This is a genomic window from Prevotella jejuni (assembly GCF_900187995.1).
Lineage (GTDB): Bacteria > Bacteroidota > Bacteroidia > Bacteroidales > Bacteroidaceae > Prevotella > Prevotella jejuni.
Genome location: NZ_FZNZ01000047.1, coordinates 1 through 18,197 on the forward strand (window position 1 = coordinate 1; position 18,197 = coordinate 18,197).

Below are 18,197 nucleotides of genomic sequence, written 5' to 3' on the forward strand. Positions count from 1 at the left end.
ATAATTGGTGATTCTTCATGATGCAAAGGTAATAAATACTTATGAAATTATGTGCTTAAGAGGATAGACTTGCAACTGGGTTTTAGGACTGACCCGTATTTACCCCCTCTGTACGTACTCTGAGTAGAAGAATGGATATAAAAGAAAAGTATCATAACTACTTGTAGCTATGATACTTACGTTTTTGTTAGGATTTCTCTGTTGGTCTGTTCAGAGTACCTAAAGCGGAGAGAGAGGGATTCGAACCCCCGGTACCTCTCGGTACGACGGTTTTCAAGACCGTTGTAATCGACCACTCTACCATCTCTCCAGAAGGTTACTTTGTAGTCAACCTGCTTCCTTGTTGAAAGCGAGTGCAAAGTTATGGATATTTTTTTGAACTACAAAATGTTTGGTAAATAAATTTTTGAATAAAACACTTTTTAACAAAGAAAGGTATTCTAAAGTCTAATTGGGAGTAAAACCTGTCTATTTATATTGTGTTATGGGAGTACAATGTCATTCCATGAATAATGTTGATATAGTACGCTTTAGCATTTTATACGGATACAATGCATTTCTTGAGCAGGGGTTGACATACTACGCTTGCGCATTTATATGGATATAATGGGGCTCTATGAATAGTGATAACATGATATGAATAGGCGATTTGTTAGAATATTATATGTCCCCGTGGAGTGATGTTGATACGATATGGCTTGGCTATTTATTTGGGCATAATACGTTCTTGTGAATAATGTTGGTATAATAAAGTGTGGTGTTTGATTATGGATATGAAGACGGTGTGGTGGAGGTATGGGTATGTAGGTGATTATTAGAAGAAACTATTAGAGTAGGGTAGTTGTAGAGAACAAATGTTATAGTCCACATGTTATCAGCTGCCTCATTTGTACCAGTAGGAGGTTGTTGTGGAGATGATATTATTATAGTTCACATGAAGAAGCACTCTTCCCAGCTATAAAACCTGTTGTCCATGCAGCTTGAAGATTAAAACCGCCAGTAATAGCATCAATGTCTAACACCTCACCAGCAAAGAAAAGGTTTGGGCAGACTTTACTTTCAAGTGTTTTAGAATTAACAGAGCTAAGACTCACACCACCACACGTCACAAACTCTTCACGAAAGGCACCTTTACCAGCAATGGTGTATTGATCGTTGACCAACGTTTCAATCATTCTGTTTAGTGTTTTACGTCCAATCTCAGCCCATGGTTTCACAGCCTCTATGCCAAGTTTACTCAGTATATAGAGCCACAGACGACTCGGCAAGCCAAATGGATGTAAGGTAGCAACCTGCTTACGTGGGTTAGCAGTTTGCAACTTCAGAAGGTTCTCCTCCACTTCTTGCCGTGTTAGTTCGCCAGTCCAGCAGATTGCAAGCGGTGCTTTATAATCATTTTCAGCAAGCAGACGAGCCGCATAGGAGGAAAGTTTCAAAGCAGCAGGACCACTTACTCCCCAATGTGTCACCAACAACGCACCCTGTGCACGTAGTTTTGTGCCAGGGATAGCCACAACGACTGGGTCAACCACAGTTCCCATAAGATCACAGAAGGCTCGGTCCTTTATATTAAATGTAAAGAGCGATGGTATAGGTGCCTCTATCTTATGTCCAAGGCGCTCAAGATAGTGTAAGCCACGTCCATTGGGTGAACCACCTGTTGTTATAATAGTACGATGAAACACGCGATGTGCACCATTCTCAAACTCCAATTTTAATCTTCCATCTTCCATCTTATGGATATTCATCAAACGGTGTCGACAACATATAGTAACACCCAAGTCATTAGCCTGGCGCACTAAACAATCAATAATGGCATGGGAGTCTTGTGCCTTCGGAAAGACACATTCGTCTTCTTGTGTCACCAATGGTACGCCATGTTTCTCAAACCACTTAAATGTATCTTCATGACTAAAGGTCTTCATCAATCGTTTCATGAGCATATAGCCACGTGGATAAGCTTGTTTCATGTCTGTAATGGCTGCGAAGCTATTGGTGACATTACATCGTCCGCCTCCAGTAATCTCCACTTTGGCCAATACCTTTTGTGCGCGTTCAAAGATTGTCACCTTACTTGAAGGGTTTGTTCTGCGAGCCATGATGGCTGCCATAAATCCTGCTGCTCCTCCTCCAATAATAGCTATATCCATTCGCTAAAATCTATTACTCAGGTCCAAAGAACTATCGACCTTTGTTATTTTGATATATTTAATGTGTGGTGATTATCCTTCTACGAGCAATCATTTAATCTCCAGTTGCTGTAGCTGATGAATGCACCTTCTTTCGTTTACCACTGAATTCAGAGAAATCAACGCGGATTATCTCAACACGATGGAAACTCATGTGAGCATATTTATCGCCAAGCTCTTTGAAATCAGGTGATAACTTATCTATCAATAGATGCAGTGCATGCATCTTCTCTTCTTCAGAGAGGTGGATATGAGCTTCACCAAAGAAGATAGCACTTTCGTACTCTGTGGTAAAATTACGTGGTAATAAATTCACCTTTCCAATGATACACAATGAAACCTTTGGATTTTCTTCGATGGCTACTAACTTTTGTCCTTCAGGTGCACAATGAATATAGATACTATGGTCGCCGTCCCAAACAAAGTTTACAGGAATACCATATCCCATGTTCTCTGATACCATACTTAAAACACCATATTCTCCCTCACGCAGCAATTCTATTGCTCGTTCCTCATCCATCAGGCGGTCCTGTCTGCGTATGCGGTCATTAACATATTTCATATTCTACATTATTAATATGATAATTGATTATTGAAATTAAGAAATGTCTGTTATGAATTAATCTTATATGTTAAGAAAGCTTCACATCAGACTCCCAAATAAAAAAGACCTTGACTGATTCACATCACCCAAGGTTTAAATACTAAAACTAAATTAACCACTAAAAAAACTTGATGCAAAAGTACTCGTTTTTTCGGTAACGTACAAACTTTGCTGTAAGTTTTTTCTGCGTTTAACGCTTATTTTAACTTTTATTACAATGTCAGGGCTGATATGTCTTTGTGGAATAACAATTATTACAACTAACTCAATGTACTTTAATCCCTTTGTTCTCCTATAAAAACGTTATATTTATTGATTATTGCTTTCAATCGTGATTAGGTTAAAAAAGGCTTATCGATTCAATTAAATTATAATGCAGCATCTTAGTGTTAAACTATAAGAAATAGGGCGTAATTATCAGAAAACTTTACATTTTGTATCCGACTATTTTCGGTTCTTCCGTTAAATGCGTAGATTGGAAATAGAATAAAGGCTTATGCACTTGCAAGGTATGCCTGTCCAAAATCATATGGTCTTACATCGGAAGATAAACTACAAGATAAGATGCAGAAAAGGCAAATTGATGCCGTGTCTGTTCATGAGCATGTCTTTCTGCCTTTACATACAATTTATTACCATAACATCGGTGTCTGTAAATATTTTTACGCAGTTCAAAACTGACACATACTCTTCTGGCTTCTAAAAGACGCCTGATTACCGTGCAATAGATGCTCTTTTAGCGTGTTACTAACGCCCTTTTGAAGTCCAATTAAGCACCTTTTAAGAATGACATGATAACCAGTTGATTGGCTGCTGGTTATAAACTTACATTTTTGCATTTGTTTTTTATATTTGCAGATGATATGTCTGAAATTATGTAATGACTTTTCAAACTCTTGTCTGTATTTTGAACGTATTAAAATGAAAAGGTTGTTTTGCATAGGAGGGTGATGATAGAATGGACAGTTGACTGCCTTGCCCATGTTTTTGTTTGATGAACCATTTTGGGTCTTCTGTTAAAGCTGTACGAAAAGTATCTACGCATTTAACGAAAGAGTCCTATTTTCCCTATTATGTTCTCCAATTGTTGCTCTATAAAAATTCTCCAATTAGTAGATTGAATTATGACAGTCTATATCATTATTGAATTGAGAACAATCATCCTCTTTCTCCTATTTTATTTGAAGTACTAACGACCATTACAGGTTGTATTGATGATAAAATTGTTCCTGTTTTCTCTTAGTCTTGATTTATGAACAATGTTTATAGGAGTATTAACCTCCATTTTATCATGTGTGACACAATGTATTCTTTATGAAAATTTGCAGTATTGGGATTTTGTTACTAACTTCGCAGACAAGAAAGGCACTAATGGTGTTCGAAATAGTATCAAAGCATGGGACGAAATAAATTCGCACAAGACGAGATAAAAGAAATAGCAAAGCTCCTCCGATTAAAGAATGCGGGCAATCGAGCAAAGCAGAAACTTGTACGTCATGATCTTCGTACTATCTACGAGTTTAATATTGCTGACTTCAACGAGCCTGGCAAAGCTTTCGGCGAAGAAGAGTTGCAGGAGGCTATTCGTCGTGGAGCAATACAGATTCTTGACGATGCTACAATTGCTGATATGAAGGCAAAGCGTGCACGGGATAAGGCACGAGATGAGGCTGTACGTGAGCAAGAGGCTATTGAGGCGGGCGAGATGACCGACTGGAAGGTTGTTGCTAAGGAGTGGGAGGAATGGGAGAATACGCAGAATAAGCGTAACTAATGTGACCATTTATTTCTTGGCATTATTTTTGGTAAATGAAATATAGAATATGTTCCTTATCTAAGAGGATGAGGGATGAAGGATAAGAGAAACCCATTGTGTGGTTCCATCCTAATATATAAAAATAAGAATACAATGACATTATATCCCAAACTCATTACAGACGCACTGGAAAAGGTTATCTATCCAGGAACAAAAAAGAATATTATTGAGAGTGAGATGCTGGCCGATACACCCAGTATCAATGGCAACAAAGTAAGCTTTACGCTTATCTTCCCTCGAGAGACCGACCCTTTCCTTAAGTCTACTATTAAGGCTGCTGAGGCTCAGATTCACTATTCTGTTGGTAAGGAAGTAGAAGTAACCATAACAACAGAATTCAAGAATGCGCCACGCCCAGAGGTAGGTAAGTTGTTACCTCAGGTGAAGAACATCATTGCTGTAAGTTCTGGAAAGGGTGGAGTAGGGAAGAGCACTGTCTCAGCTAACCTCGCTATTGCCTTGGCACTTCTTGGATATAAGGTTGGTCTGCTCGATACTGATATCTTCGGACCGAGTATGCCAAAGATGTTTGGTGTTGAGAACGAGCGTCCTTACGGTGTCGAGAAGGATGGTCGACAACTCATAGAACCTGTCGAGAAGTATGGTGTGAAACTCCTCTCTATCGGTTTCTTTGTCAATCCAGACACTGCCACCCTTTGGCGTGGTAGTATGGCTACCTCTGCTCTCAAGCAACTCATTGCCGATGCCGACTGGGGCGACCTTGATTACTTTATCCTCGATACACCACCAGGAACCAGTGACATTCATCTGACACTCATGCAAACACTTGCTATTACAGGTGCTGTGATTGTCTCAACTCCTCAGAATGTAGCCTTAGCTGATGCTCGTAAGGGTATTGATATGTATCGCAACGACAAAGTGAATATCCCTATCCTCGGATTAGTTGAGAATATGGCATGGTTTACTCCAGCTGAGCTTCCAGAGAACAAGTACTATATCTTTGGTAAGGATGGTTGCAAGAACTTAGCCAAAGAACTTGGTTGTCCGTTGCTTGCTCAGATTCCAATCGTACAGAGCATTTGTGAGAATGGCGATAAGGGTACTCCTGCGGCAACACAGATAGACACTATCACTGGTCAGGCTTTCCTCAGCCTTGCCCAGAGTGTGGTGACGGTTGTCAATCGTCGTAATAAAGAACAGGCTCCAACAAAGATTGTTGAGGTAAAGAACGGGTAAGCGTATAAACCGTATCTGCATGTTCATCCATAAAGAGAAATAGAGATATACGGGTAATGTGTATATCTCTATTTCTCTTTTAGTACACCCAGTGGTAGCTTCTTCCAAATCCTTAGATGTGGAACAATAGACGATATTAAGAACTGATAAAAAGCGAAGCTTGGTCAGTAACTCTTTCTTGCTCAAATGACTAATTTGATTTTGAAGACTGATAAGTGTTAAGCAAATTTGCTCTTAGGGTAGGCTTTCCGTCTTCAAAGCGAATCGGTATCCATAGATACCTACTGTCAGTAATCTTCTTTGGGCGCCACATATCGGCCATAAACACATAGTCTGCACCATCAAACATCTTCTTCTCTTTTGTTTTTCTAATCTTAAAGATATAGGCGCCTTGTGCACCGAAAGTCTTATTCGCACCATCACCACGGCAGGGATTAGACAGCCGTTCCCATGGTCCCATAATATTCTTAGCACGGAACAGTCGAGCTGCGTTCGGTGCCCACCCTGTACATCCACTTGTTATCATCCAGTAGACACCGTCTTTCTTAAAGATTGTCGGTGCTTCATTCTGCTCGCCCATAGCAACGCGCACATACAGGCCTGTATGTCTTAAATAGTCATCCGTGAGCTCTGCAATATGTAGGGTGAGATTGTCTTCTGACGCATAGATATGATACGCCTTACCGTCGTCGTCAATAAAGATTGTCATGTCACGAGCCATCTGACCTCCTTGTAAATCACGTACCATAAACATTCCACGCTCTATCTGTCTATACCAAGGCGATGTCCACCAAGTGTTAAACGCTGGTTCACTGAGTCTCTGCCGTAGCTCTGTTGTATCTGCCTCTATGAAATCTTTCGGCAAGATTCCTGCATTGATACGGCCCGAGCGTACGAAACGGAACGGACCAAGCGGTGTGTCGCTGACGGCTACTCCTGCACGGGCACTCTTATAGCCCATCCCTCTCAGTTCCAAGTGGAACCACATTACAAACTCCTTTGTTTTCTTGTTATATACCACCTTCGGTCGTTCAATGATACAGCCTTCTTGGATGTCGCTGCATGTGTCATTGCTCACAGGTAGCACTACTCCTTTGTTCGTCCAGTTCTGTAGGTCTTTCGATGTATAGCAACTGACGCCCTTTGAACTATACAGTGTGTTTCCTGACGAACGATTCTCACCATACCAGCAGTAAGTTCCTTTATAGTTGATGATACATCCGCCATGTGCATTGATATGTCTACCCGTATTATCCTTCCACTCACCACCCGCCATCGGTGCTTGTGCATGAATAGTCAGTATGGGAATCATGACCATCAGTAATAACAGTATTCTTTTCATTCTTCTGAGTTGTTTGTTGTAAATTCCTTTCCCTTTGCAAAGATAGTGAATATACAAAGAATGTAAAGTGTTTCTGTCAACAAATGTGTGTGGCGTTAAGTCTTATCTACGATAGTACTCACTATGATATCCAGCCATACCCCTGTACAGCCATATCGACAAAGTGGTCCAGCAAAAAATGATGTAACCAACTAATAGTCTATCTTGTTTTGAAGATTATAAGTTGATTAGAGAATATCCTTTAACGATATTGAGCAGGTAAAGGAAAAATATCCTCATTATCAGGATAATTCTCTATATTATTCATTAACCATAATTCAAATGTCTTATAATTATCAAAGAAACCAGCAAAGATGTTCTCTCTTTGACAACAAACAGTCTTCTGACTCTGATATAGCCTTGAGAATTCTTTGAACTCTTTCCATAATTTTATTTACATATTGTGTATATGTATTTATTAAACTCCTCATGTTCAAGTAGTTCATACATCATTTGCTGGTAGTTCTATTTCGCTGCTATCTTTTAGATCTTTGTATAAACTGAAGAACCTTCTTCTATAAGGTTTATTCCTTTTAAATTAGCAGATTCACAAAGTTTTCTAAATTGTTCTGTAACAATAATGTAGGAGATCTTTTCTTTCATTCTTACCATCAAAGAGTTATGAATTGAATTCGGGACGATATATAATTGTTTTATTATCTTTATAACAGCAGAACCATATCTTTTAGTTTCAATGACCGATCTGACCTCATCTAAACAAGGAACTATCTTAAGAATATTTGGAATGTAAAAATTCCTGTTTGTGTTTCCATCCATATCTTTTATATTTACTCTTAAAAATTGAACATCTTCCTCATATCCTTTGAACAACTTTACGAACTTTGAACTTACTAACGGTGTCCCATATGTTGGCAAGACATCATAGTTATTCAAATAATCATCTATCTTGTCAACTTTATAGAAAATATCACTTTTTATTTCTATACGTTCTCCTTTTTCAAAGGCATTATATTGGATACTATTTTCTTCTGCATATTGAAGATATATATCCCGTTTATAAAACTCGTTTAACTGATAATACATAATTTAATAACATTTAATTTCACCTTCTCGTAAACCTAACCTTGTATCTTCTCTTAGACTTTCTATTGCATCTAAATTCTGTTGCCTACCCCAGCGCTTAGCATTTCTGAATTCAACAATATCATTTAACTTTTGCTTGATGTCGGCATTATAATTGGCATGTGCTTTATTCTATCCATTATGAATACTTCTTGTTGTATGGCTTCCATCTTCTATCGGCAAATAAATCAAATTACTTGGTTTATTAACGTCAAAACCAGCTGCTTTTATGGCGGGGTGTTCTGCCATCGATTTAGGTATGACGTGATGTAATTGATAGCCATCTAACTTTGGCATATTAACATAGTTCCACCCACCTTTAGGCATTCCACTTAGCCCTAACAAATCTATCCAACTGTTAGTATCGTGGACATATGCATAAAGTGACATACCTCCTCCTAACCTTATCGGGTCTTGACTGATGTAATTACCTATCCTTGGGTCGTAATAGCGGAAGCGGTTGTAGTAGAGGCGAGTCTCATCGTCCTCGTACAAACCCAATTGTCGGAAAGGAATGAACTGCCTGCTGCTGTGGAGGTTACGGAGATTACCATAGATGTCATAGTCTGCCTACCAGACAACATTACCTTTATCATCGTATGTCTGGACAGGACGGCCGATGTAGTCACTGATGATGCTGTAATGCCTTTCACCAACTATCTTGGCTGTAGGGACGTAACTGTCACTGTCGTAAACCCACGTGATGAGGTTCTCAACTGGTTCTGGTCTGTCGAGTGTGATCTCGCCAGTCTCGGTAACAATCGTGTTTGGACGGTCAGCCTCGGCATAGCCCCACTCGTGCAGGATGACATCACCATCCCAGAGGTAGCGATATACTCGTCCGTCAAAGACCCTCTCAATGCGTCTGCCTAAGGTTTACACCTAAGTATGATAACTCTTTTTATTAGTGCATACGATACAGCTCAATATCAATTCTTCTTCATCACAAATACTTCTGATATCAGGATAAAGCGTTGGAGAACACTGTAAATATATTCCCCTCCTGTAAGATTATGGAGGAGATTTTAATAAGAACTGGACTTTGTGTATAGCAGGTTTCTACTATATTTTTTCATAGATAGTCCTTTCTTTTGGTGTCATATCTATACTGTCACTAAACTGTAGTCCCTTTAGTCCAGCTGCAAATAATGCAGCCTTAATTTTCTCACTTACAACAATGCTTCTGTGCATCTCTTCACAACGTACAATATCAGCTTTGTTATTGTCAAAGAGGTTCTTTCTAAGTTTCATATAATAAAACATATAATCTGGATTATCTCTGTCAAAATTCATTAGGCGAAATTCGCTGTTCTCCAAATCAATACATTTTATGAGGTGTAGCACATTTATGGCGTAAAAGCCATCAATTTTTTCATTGCCACAAAATAAGTCCACATCAAAAAATTGGATGTCCCGCACTTGTGTTTCTAATATTTCTTTAAATTGTCTGCAAACTAGTTCGGGACCAGTTGATTCCAACAACACTGCAGACCTTATCTTTTTTAAGTTTGAACTTTTGGGAATATTATAAAACAATGGCAGGTCTTTGTATAGTAGACGTTCCCCTTTGAGAAATTCTTTGTAATCTAAAGAAATGTCATTATCATATTCAACCCAGCCATATGTATTCTTTGTTGTTGTTAAAATATATCCATTCATAAGTTAATTGCAATTTAATTTTATTCGTTTATTTCTCAAATCATCACCAATATTCTCCATCATATCATCCAAATGCAACTTTTTTATATGGTCACTAGCATTTAAAGACTCTATAGCATCAAGTCTATTTAAAATCATACGATCATAAGCAGAATTATGCCTCCCTTTGTGGATAGTTCGCGTTGCGTCTATTGATGGATTAGTTGGTAATTGTATAATATTTTTATTTTGGTGAACATCGAACCCTAATCTGTCCAACAATGGATGTTTTGTAGATTGAGGAATGATGTGATGTTTCTGGTGTCCTAGCATTTGGGGTATTTGATAATAATCCCCTTTTAACCCAAATAAATCAATAAATTTGTTACAATCCTCCACATACCCATACAGCGTCGGGTTATTTCCCGCTAACCTTATTGGGTCTTGGCTGATGTAATTACCAATCTTTGGGTCATAATACCTGAATCTGTTGTAATATAGCCCTGTCTCCTCGTCCTCGTACTGACCTAACTGGCGGAAGGGGATGAACTGCCTGCTGCCGTGGAGGTTGCGGACGTTACCGTAGATGTCATAGTCTGCCTGCCAGACGATATTACCATTATCATCGTATGCCTGGACGGGACGACCAATGTAGTCGCTGATTATGCTGTAATGCTTGTCACCAACAATCTTGGCTGTAGGGACGTAGCTGTCACTGTCGTAAACCCACGTGATGAGATTCTCAACTGGTTCTGGCCTGTCAAGTGTAACCTCGCCAGTCTCGGTAACAATCGTGTTCGGACGGTCAGCCTCGGCATACTCCCACTCATGCAGGATGACATCACCATCCCAGAGGTAGCGGTATACACGTCCGTCAAAGACCTTCTCAATGCGTCTGCCTAAAGCATCATACCTGAACGTTACGGTTTTGCCGTCAGGGCGTGTTACACTCCTAAGCATACCATTGCCCTGCCACGTATAGGCATAGTCACCACTCTGCCAAGCAAGGAACTCATCCCGCATTCCAGTTTCAAGGGATGGTCCCGACCTGCGCATGGTCTTCAGAACAAGGTTGCCATGGCTGTCATAATAATACCGCCACTTCTTGTCCTCACGCAGCTGTCCACCACGACCATAACTCCTGTCCGTACGGTCGGGACTATCATACACATTACCCATTGCATCTGGGTTACGCCACTGACGACTATCGTCACCATACACAGCCCCTGACAGAGAGCCGAAGGCGTCATAATCGTAACGGACACTTCTACCGTTTATTGTGTCAAACGTTCGTAAAAGACGAAGATTATCACCCCAAGTATATGACTTGTCAAGCAGCGTCCGGCCATTATGACGGACACGCTGATGTGCAGGGCGGCCAATGCTGTCATAGTGCATAGTATTCTCTACACAGCCAGGCATCATACGTGATGTTTCACGCCCGAATCGGTCGTATGCTATATCCGCCTCCCAAGGCTTCTTCCGCCCTGACATGCCAGCTGATATGTGGTTGACAGAGCCTTTTGCATCATATCCGTAGGTAATAATTCCTCCTAATGCACTGACGATATTTGAAAGTTGGGAACGCTCATCATACTTATGCTCCACTGTACGCCCGTCCTGCGTTTCCTTTATGACCTGCCCCCAAGCATTACGCACGAACTCCGTCACGCTGTCTCTGTTGTACGCTTTGGTGAGCCGTCCTACCTTATCGTACTCCCAAGCCTCCCAACTACCATCGGTGTACTTGTTATAGGTAAGTCGTCCGGCCTGGTCATGCTGATGATGCACAGCCGTACCATCAGGCAGCTGTGTAGTAATCACCGTGCCGTCAAGGTCACGGATATAATGGCGTTCCGCTCCGTCGAAGCCCCTTTCACAAATCACCTCACCATTAAGGTCACGTTCAAAGAAGTATCGTTCACCGTGTTCGTTCTCGACAAACTTCAGTTGGTCATAGGAATCATACTCATAGTTCAGCGCACTGACCATGCGCATACTACTCGTCCGACGTGTCTGACGGCGCAGGTTACCCATAGGAGTGTACTCCATAGTCCACACTTCATTGCCACTGGTAACTTCAATAGGCAGGTCGTAGGCATCGTAGGAGATGCGCATCACGCTCTGCCCAGGAGTTGCGTAGCGAGTAACACGGCCGAGCTGGTCACGCTGCCATTCTGTACTATTCCCGTCAGCATGCCTGTGTCTCAGAGTCGTGCAGAGCCATTATGCACGCATGAGTTTTATGTTTTATTTGATTCCAAGAAGGACATACATGTCATTTCTTGCCTTTTCTACAGCAGGTGAGGGACGAAAAATACCAGCTTTTATGTAGGGAACGAATACGCTCAGAATCTTGTCGTCAATGAAGTCGATGGACTTCCCCTGCGTGTGACGGTAATGGATGAGAGCAAGGATCTCTGTGGGGAAAACTCGCTGTGAAGCGAAAGTAAACTCGCTCCTTACGAAGTTGTCGTTGTTGGATTGTTTGACATGGTATTCCAGCATGTCCGACAGCAGAGTCTTAACCTTCTCTTCATCGTCAGAAAGGATGTTGTCCATGCAATCCTGATAAAGTGGTGTCAGCGGCTTGGTGATGTATGGAGTCCACAAGTCGTGGTTCTTGCCACCAGTATAGATGTCATATAACAAGAACGCTTCTTGGTGTGTCGTGTCCTGATAATTATTAGAATAACCTCTATCAATGTCACCCTTTATCAAGCTAATCATGGAATGGAACATGATATCCCTCTCTCTTTCTTCACCGAACATAAGGATTCCTAAAAAGAGAGAAGATGCACCTACCAACATATAGCGAAACTTCTTTTCTGGGTCATGGGTGTACATTGTGCAAACCATGTATTCCAGCATAAAGGAATCGATAATGCCAGTAAAGTCCTCTTGGTTGGGATTATGCCAGAAAGGGTAGAAGTGCATGCCAAAGTAATTCCCAGATGCAGTATCATGTCTGATATAGTTATCGTAATCTATGGACATATCCATAATAAACTTTGTCATGAAGTCACTCATAACATAATTCTTGAACTTTTTAAGTTCACGCTCAACAAGTCGGTCAAATACTTTCTTTTTCATTAATGATGTCCTCCTTTTTTTAGTTTTTCTATTCTTTTTGCCTCTGCATCCCAACTCTCATAATGGATTGATTCAGCATACAGAGCCCCATTATCTCTTCGTTTTATATCCACATAAGCAACCTTTCTTTCTCCCAAGTTAGACATAATATCTATTCGAGCATCTTCGGTAATCATACCATGTGATTCAGCTCTTTCCAATCGTGTCCTTACAAAGTTGTCAGGATCCATCTGAGCTTCAGAAAGATTGAATTTTCCTACCGTAGAGGATTTTACCTCAAAGGCATCATATTTTCCTGTACTTGGATTCTTGGCAAGCACATCAATGCCATTGTTAGAGCCGTATTTTACGTCTATAATTTCATAATTGTTCTTTTTAAGGTCATTAATTACAGCTTTCTCACCAATATCTCCCACAGCATGTCCGAATGGTCGTAAGCCAAATATATCATACCAGTTGTTAGGACTTCCGACATACGCATATAGTGTCGGGTTTCCGCCCACCAACCCTATCGGATCCTGGCTGATATAGGTTCCTGTATTCGGCTCATAATAGCGGAAGCGGTTGTAATACAGCCCCGTCTCAACATCCTCATATTGCCCCTGATACTTAAACGGAATGAAGGAGGAATTATTGTTGTTCTTTCTTCTCTTTCTGCCGAAGATGTCAAGCTCCTGCTCCCAAACCTTGTTGCCGTTATTGTCAAATGCCTGCAGGGGAGTACCGAGGTAGTCAGACACGATGGAGAAACTCTCGCCGTTGGCTGCGAGCTTGGCAGCAGGAATGAATGTGTTCTGCTCGAAAAGCCAGGTGGTGACATCTGCCTTTCCGGCATCAGCTGCAACTTCCTGCCACTCGTGCAGCGGTACATTGCCGTTCCACACGAAATGAGTAGCGACGCCCTCATAAGTCTTCTCGGTCCGCCTGCCCAGCGCATCGTATGCGAATGACACTTCCTTGCTGTCGGGGCGAACAACCCTCGACAGCATACCATCACTCTGCCAGTCATAACGCCAGCCTGCGCCAAAGGCACGGAAGGTTATGCCGAGCTCCTCCTCCAGGTGCGCCTTCTGTCCGCCAAGCGGAACGGACACACCGGCCCAGTCCAGCGTCCTGAACTCCTTGAACACCAGGTTGCCCTCGCAGTCATAGTGATAGAAGTAGTCACGGTCTTCCGTCAGACGGCTGCCCGCACCGTACTTACGGTCATCCTTCTCACGTGTCTCAAAGAGATTGCCGATACGGTCAGGAATACGGTAGATGCGCTCAACGTCATTCCCCTGCTTGTACTCTGCAGAAAGGAGATTGTCGAACTCATCATAGTCATAGCGTACCCGGCGCCCCGTAAGACCGTCCTCGGTTGCATGAAGACGGTTGCCGATGCCCCAGGTGTAGCTGCGGCGGAACTGCTCGACATTGCGTGCGCCCACTGACTTGTAGGTCTCACGTCCAAGGCTGTCATGATGTGTCTTTACATGCACTCCGCCTGTAAGTTCACGCTCCGTCTCCAGTCCTACCCTGTCACGCTGCCATCTGGCTGACCATCCTCCGCTGTTCATCTCACTGAGGTTGCCATCCTTGTCGTGGGAATAGTCAATACTTGCACCAAGACTGCTCTCGGTGTGCACATGGCGTCCTGTACGGTCATACTTGCGCATGATGCAGTGCCCGCCCTGCGTCTCCTTCACTATCCGTCCCCCAAGGTCATGCTTGAAGGCTACTTTCATCTCCTTGTTCTCAGCACGCAGCAGCTGTCCGTCCCCGTCATAAGCAAAGCGGCTTGTTCGACCATCATGCTGTGTTTCCTGCAGAATATTGCCCACACCATCATACTCATATTCTGTCTGTCTTCCCTCGGGACGTACAACCCGTATCACCCTGCCAGCACCATCACGAAGGTACTTTCGCTGCAGGCCGTCAAAGCCAGTCTCCTCCACGACACGACCGAGTCCGTCAAGACGGAAGGAATAGCATTCACCGCCCTCGTTGATAATCTCGCGCAACTGCAGTTCGCTGTCGTAGCCGAAACGCACGTGGCGGCCGAACTGCCGCCTGCCCGTGAGCGTGCCCAGCGGGCCGTAGTCGAACTCCACGTCGTGCAGCAGGTCCGACGCCTTGACGAGGTTACCCGAGGCGTCGTACACGAGGTTGTGCACGTTGCCGTCCGCTTCCTCAATGTGTATCAGGTTGTCGGCGTCGTCGTAGGCGTAGGCCGTCACGTTCCCAAGCACGTCGCGCGCCCACACCATGCGGCCGCGGCCGTCGTACCGCCAATCGCGGTGCAGCCCGTCGGGGAAGGTGAGCCGTATCAGTTCGTGCCGCTCGTCGTACGCCAGCGTGAAGGTGCGCCCCGTTAGTCAACTATTTCCAAATCCCGATTTACCCTTCTGCAATATTGTAGCTTTCTAGCGTCCAGACTTTATCTATCAGCCTATATCGGGCTGATAGCTGTGTCTGTTCGTCCACTTCCCACAATATGTCCTGTATTTTACCATTATCAGTATCCGTGAATTTTTTTTGTCTTGGCTTTCCGAACAAAGCCATTGCACGATCGTAAGAAACATTTTCTATAACCGCCAACTTAAAACTGCCACTATCGTCAGGTAGCCAAAGGTTTTCAATGAGAAATAGGCGCATGTCCTCCACCAAGTCTTTTTCAATGGGTTTGAGAACGGGCAACTTGTTTCTGTATTTCTTTATGTTCTCTGCAAAAAATGGGAAGAAATGCTTACCCATAATCCGCCGTTGCATAGAAACGTTATTCTTATAAGGATTAAATTCTTCTTCGGACATTATCAAATCCATACCAAGATAATTGCAATCCTTCTCAAACCGGACCTTTGACCGGATGCCGCGTGTGGTGTACAACGCTCTGAAACAAAAAGCGAACTCAAAATCTATTTGAGGATATTTCCTTTCTATTGTTAATGAAAATGCAACAAGTTCATTGCCTATTTCACTAACCTTTACATAGCTAGGTGAATCAATTTGAATACTTACTCTGTTCATAATTTTTAATGATAGCATTTATTACCTGCTGGCTTTTTACCAAACTGCTTTTCAAACTTCTCTATACGGCTTGTTTCAAAATTTTGGAATGACGTTTTTGCCGATTTATTGGGGGAATACTGTAAACGCTTATATTCTAAATTGTTTTGTCTCAGCCATTTTTGAGTATATCTATTTTGAATTTCAGTTCCATCTTTTCTTGTTCTGAAATTCGTTGTTTCCCCTATTTTCCAAGTATCTCCTTTCTTTAAATATGTTTTGCCCACGGGCTTATCATTCCCCCATTCATACACATCATAATAACCATCCTTCTTTGCCACTAATTTGTATACTTCGGCAGTCAACCCTAGAACATCATTCCAACAGTTTACGTCCGACACGTATGCGTACAACGTAGGATTGCCACCTGCCAACCCTATCGGGTCTTGACTGATGTAACTTCCCCCATTCGGGTCGTAATACCTGAACCTGTTATAATACAATCCTGTTTCCGCATCTTCATACTGACCTTGGTACTTGAATGGAATGAACGCAGACGGGCGTTTCCGCTGTCGCCCGTAGATGTCCAGCTCTTGTTCCCACACCTTGTTCCCCTTTTTATCGTAGGCTTGCAGGGGCGTGCCGAGGTAGTCGGACACGATGGAGAAACAATCACCGTTGGCAACCAGCTTGGCGGCAGGCACGAACGTGTCTTGCTCGAAGAGCCAAGTAATTACGCTTTCTTCCGATTCGGCCGTCTCCGTCCATTCGTGCAGCGGCACGTTGCCGTCCCAAACTAAATGGGTGGTCGTTCCTGCAAAAGATTTTCGGATGCGACGGCCGAGGGCGTCGTAGGCGAACGACACTTCCTTTCCGTCGGGACGCACGACGCGGGCGAGCATGCCGTCACTTTGCTAGTTGTAACGCCAGCCTGTGCCGTAGGCGCGGAAAGTGATGCCAAGCTCTGTTTCGAGCCGCTCCTTATCAATCGGGGCGACAATGCCGCAACGCGAAACCGTTTATCTCTAACTATAATCGAAAATTAGCTATATACACCTTTGCGAATTGTTCTATTGTCTTATCCGAATAGCTACCACCTTTTGCATACGCTAAGTCCATGATTTCAATTGTCAATTTATCTAGTTCTTTTGAATCCACAACAATAGAATGTTTTCTTAATTGACGTTCTATGACACGTTTGCATCTTGCAATGTCATTACTTGTAGCGTAGGGTATCATAATTAATGTAAATCTAAATGTTCAATTTTATCTACTTTTATTTCTTTATGAGTAATTGCTTGTGTTGCACCTCCTTTACCAAATTCAGGGAAATCCTTCGTTATTGGTTCTAAATAATCTGCCTTTCCCCATTTTCCCTTAGGAATTTCAACATCATCTACTATTTGTAACGTATCGAAACTAGCTTTCACCGATGCATCATGTGGAACCTGTAATGCTTTAGGGTTAGGAGTGTCGAAATTGTCAAAGGAAAAATACGTCCCGTTAGAATTAGCCGGTATAGTTTTTGTTGATTTCAACTCATCAAGATATGGTGCTTCTTTCGATACATACCTATATCCTGTTGCAGGGATGGCCTTTCCACTTGGAGTGATATAAAAATCAGTTAACCCTAAAATATCTATATTAATATTGCTATCTGAAACATACCCATACAAAGTGGGGTTGTCACCTGCCAACCCTATCGGGTCTTGGCTGATATAACTCCCTACATTCGGATCGTAGTAACGGAAACGATTATAATACAGTCCAGTCTCGGCATCTTCGTACTTTTATTACCTTTTATGGAAATTTTCTTTTATATATTTGGTTCTGCGGGATTTAGTGTGAATTAACATGCCGTATCCCGCATTAAGCGGCACGAAATTCGTATCTTTGTAGTCAGTATGAAGAAATCAAGACCATCGGCAGAGGATATGGTACTGCCGAACGCTATCGGATAGCGATTCTATTCTTCTATGGTGGTCTAGACATATGTTAACTCACACTAATTACAGTAGAACCATATATTTTATGGTTCTTCCGTTAAATGCGTAGATGCCTATCATGCAATGCATATAGTCTTAATGTGAAGTATTCCTCATTTCTGAATCCGTATATCTGTCTTTTCAGAACCTTTATTTTATTGTTAATGCCTTCAATTGTTCCATTTGTTATACAATGGTCGTACCATGCTAATATGTATGTCTT

15 protein-coding genes, 1 tRNA gene and 1 pseudogene are annotated in these 18,197 nt (G+C 42.2%); 3 read left to right on the plus strand and 14 right to left on the minus strand.

Going from position 1 to position 18,197, the window contains the following annotated elements; translation table 11 throughout:
* Positions 1-225: 225 nt before the first annotated feature.
* The 3 genes from CHB62_RS13135 to CHB62_RS13145 all read right to left on the minus strand — a co-directional run bounded on the left by CHB62_RS13135 (position 226) and on the right by CHB62_RS13145 (position 2,751).
* Positions 226-310: transfer RNA gene (locus CHB62_RS13135), tRNA-Ser, on the minus strand.
* Between the two features lie 613 nt (positions 311-923).
* Positions 924-2,150: a BaiN/RdsA family NAD(P)/FAD-dependent oxidoreductase gene (locus CHB62_RS13140; RefSeq protein WP_089367187.1), complete on the minus strand. Its 1,227-nt coding sequence runs from the start codon at positions 2,148-2,150 to the stop codon at positions 924-926.
* Positions 2,151-2,244: 94 nt separating this feature from the next.
* The gene (locus tag CHB62_RS13145; RefSeq protein ID WP_089367188.1) at positions 2,245-2,751 is read right to left on the minus strand and encodes a pyridoxamine 5'-phosphate oxidase family protein; all 507 of its coding nucleotides are present in this window, start codon (positions 2,749-2,751) and stop codon (positions 2,245-2,247) included.
* A 1,438-nt stretch (positions 2,752-4,189) separates the two neighbouring features.
* Between CHB62_RS13145 and CHB62_RS13160 the strand changes: the two genes are divergently transcribed.
* Together CHB62_RS13160 and CHB62_RS13165 are read left to right on the plus strand one after the other, a co-directional pair.
* Positions 4,190-4,567, plus strand: a complete 378-nt coding sequence (locus tag CHB62_RS13160) for a hypothetical protein (RefSeq protein ID WP_089367190.1) — start codon at positions 4,190-4,192, stop codon at positions 4,565-4,567.
* A gap of 135 nt (positions 4,568-4,702) precedes the next feature.
* Positions 4,703-5,806, plus strand: a complete 1,104-nt coding sequence (locus tag CHB62_RS13165) for an Mrp/NBP35 family ATP-binding protein (RefSeq protein WP_089367191.1) — start codon at positions 4,703-4,705, stop codon at positions 5,804-5,806.
* A 190-nt stretch (positions 5,807-5,996) separates the two neighbouring features.
* On the opposite strand, the gene CHB62_RS13170 is transcribed toward CHB62_RS13165, so the two are convergent.
* The 3 genes from CHB62_RS13170 to CHB62_RS15425 all read right to left on the minus strand — a co-directional run bounded on the left by CHB62_RS13170 (position 5,997) and on the right by CHB62_RS15425 (position 8,828).
* Complete coding sequence (locus CHB62_RS13170) at positions 5,997-7,148, minus strand: glycoside hydrolase family 43 protein (RefSeq protein WP_089367192.1); 1,152 nt, start codon at positions 7,146-7,148, stop codon at positions 5,997-5,999.
* A 522-nt stretch (positions 7,149-7,670) separates the two neighbouring features.
* Positions 7,671-8,231 carry an imm11 family protein gene (locus CHB62_RS13175; RefSeq protein ID WP_089367193.1) on the minus strand — a complete coding sequence of 187 codons (561 nt, stop codon included), beginning with the start codon at positions 8,229-8,231 and terminating at the stop codon, positions 7,671-7,673.
* Positions 8,232-8,402: 171 nt separating this feature from the next.
* Complete coding sequence (locus CHB62_RS15425; RefSeq protein ID WP_368073630.1) at positions 8,403-8,828, minus strand: RHS repeat-associated core domain-containing protein; 426 nt, start codon at positions 8,826-8,828, stop codon at positions 8,403-8,405.
* On the opposite strand from CHB62_RS15425, the gene CHB62_RS15430 reads away from it, so the two are divergent.
* The gene (locus tag CHB62_RS15430) at positions 8,772-9,143 is read left to right on the plus strand and encodes a hypothetical protein (protein ID WP_089367195.1); all 372 of its coding nucleotides are present in this window, start codon (positions 8,772-8,774) and stop codon (positions 9,141-9,143) included. The two genes, CHB62_RS15425 and CHB62_RS15430, sit on opposite strands and share 57 nt — an antisense overlap.
* A 189-nt stretch (positions 9,144-9,332) precedes the next feature.
* On the opposite strand, the gene CHB62_RS13190 is transcribed toward CHB62_RS15430, so the two are convergent.
* From CHB62_RS13190 to CHB62_RS13230, 8 genes and pseudogenes are all read right to left on the minus strand, one after another.
* Complete coding sequence (locus CHB62_RS13190; protein ID WP_240616318.1) at positions 9,333-9,929, minus strand: imm11 family protein; 597 nt, start codon at positions 9,927-9,929, stop codon at positions 9,333-9,335.
* 3 nt (positions 9,930-9,932) lie between these two features.
* A complete protein-coding gene (locus CHB62_RS14725) occupies positions 9,933-12,026 on the minus strand; it encodes an RHS repeat-associated core domain-containing protein (protein WP_141240436.1) in 2,094 nt (697 codons plus the stop codon).
* Positions 12,027-12,158: 132 nt separating this feature from the next.
* Positions 12,159-13,001: a hypothetical protein gene (locus tag CHB62_RS13200; protein ID WP_089367196.1), complete on the minus strand. Its 843-nt coding sequence runs from the start codon at positions 12,999-13,001 to the stop codon at positions 12,159-12,161.
* Positions 13,001-15,337: an RHS repeat-associated core domain-containing protein gene (locus tag CHB62_RS13205; protein ID WP_497023420.1), complete on the minus strand. Its 2,337-nt coding sequence runs from the start codon at positions 15,335-15,337 to the stop codon at positions 13,001-13,003. The genes CHB62_RS13200 and CHB62_RS13205 overlap by 1 nt, the downstream gene beginning before the upstream one ends.
* Before the next feature lie 43 nt (positions 15,338-15,380).
* Complete coding sequence (locus CHB62_RS13210; RefSeq protein WP_089367198.1) at positions 15,381-16,028, minus strand: Imm44 family immunity protein; 648 nt, start codon at positions 16,026-16,028, stop codon at positions 15,381-15,383.
* Positions 16,016-16,891, minus strand: a complete 876-nt coding sequence (locus CHB62_RS13215) for an RHS repeat-associated core domain-containing protein (protein WP_089367199.1) — start codon at positions 16,889-16,891, stop codon at positions 16,016-16,018. Before CHB62_RS13215 ends, CHB62_RS13210 begins: the two co-directional genes overlap by 13 nt.
* A 723-nt stretch (positions 16,892-17,614) precedes the next feature.
* Positions 17,615-17,779: pseudogene (locus CHB62_RS15545) on the minus strand (RHS repeat-associated core domain-containing protein); the annotation flags it as partial.
* Positions 17,780-18,032: 253 nt separating this feature from the next.
* On the minus strand, positions 18,033-18,197 hold a 165-nt coding region (locus CHB62_RS13230), incomplete at its 5' end, for a transposase (protein ID WP_254919389.1).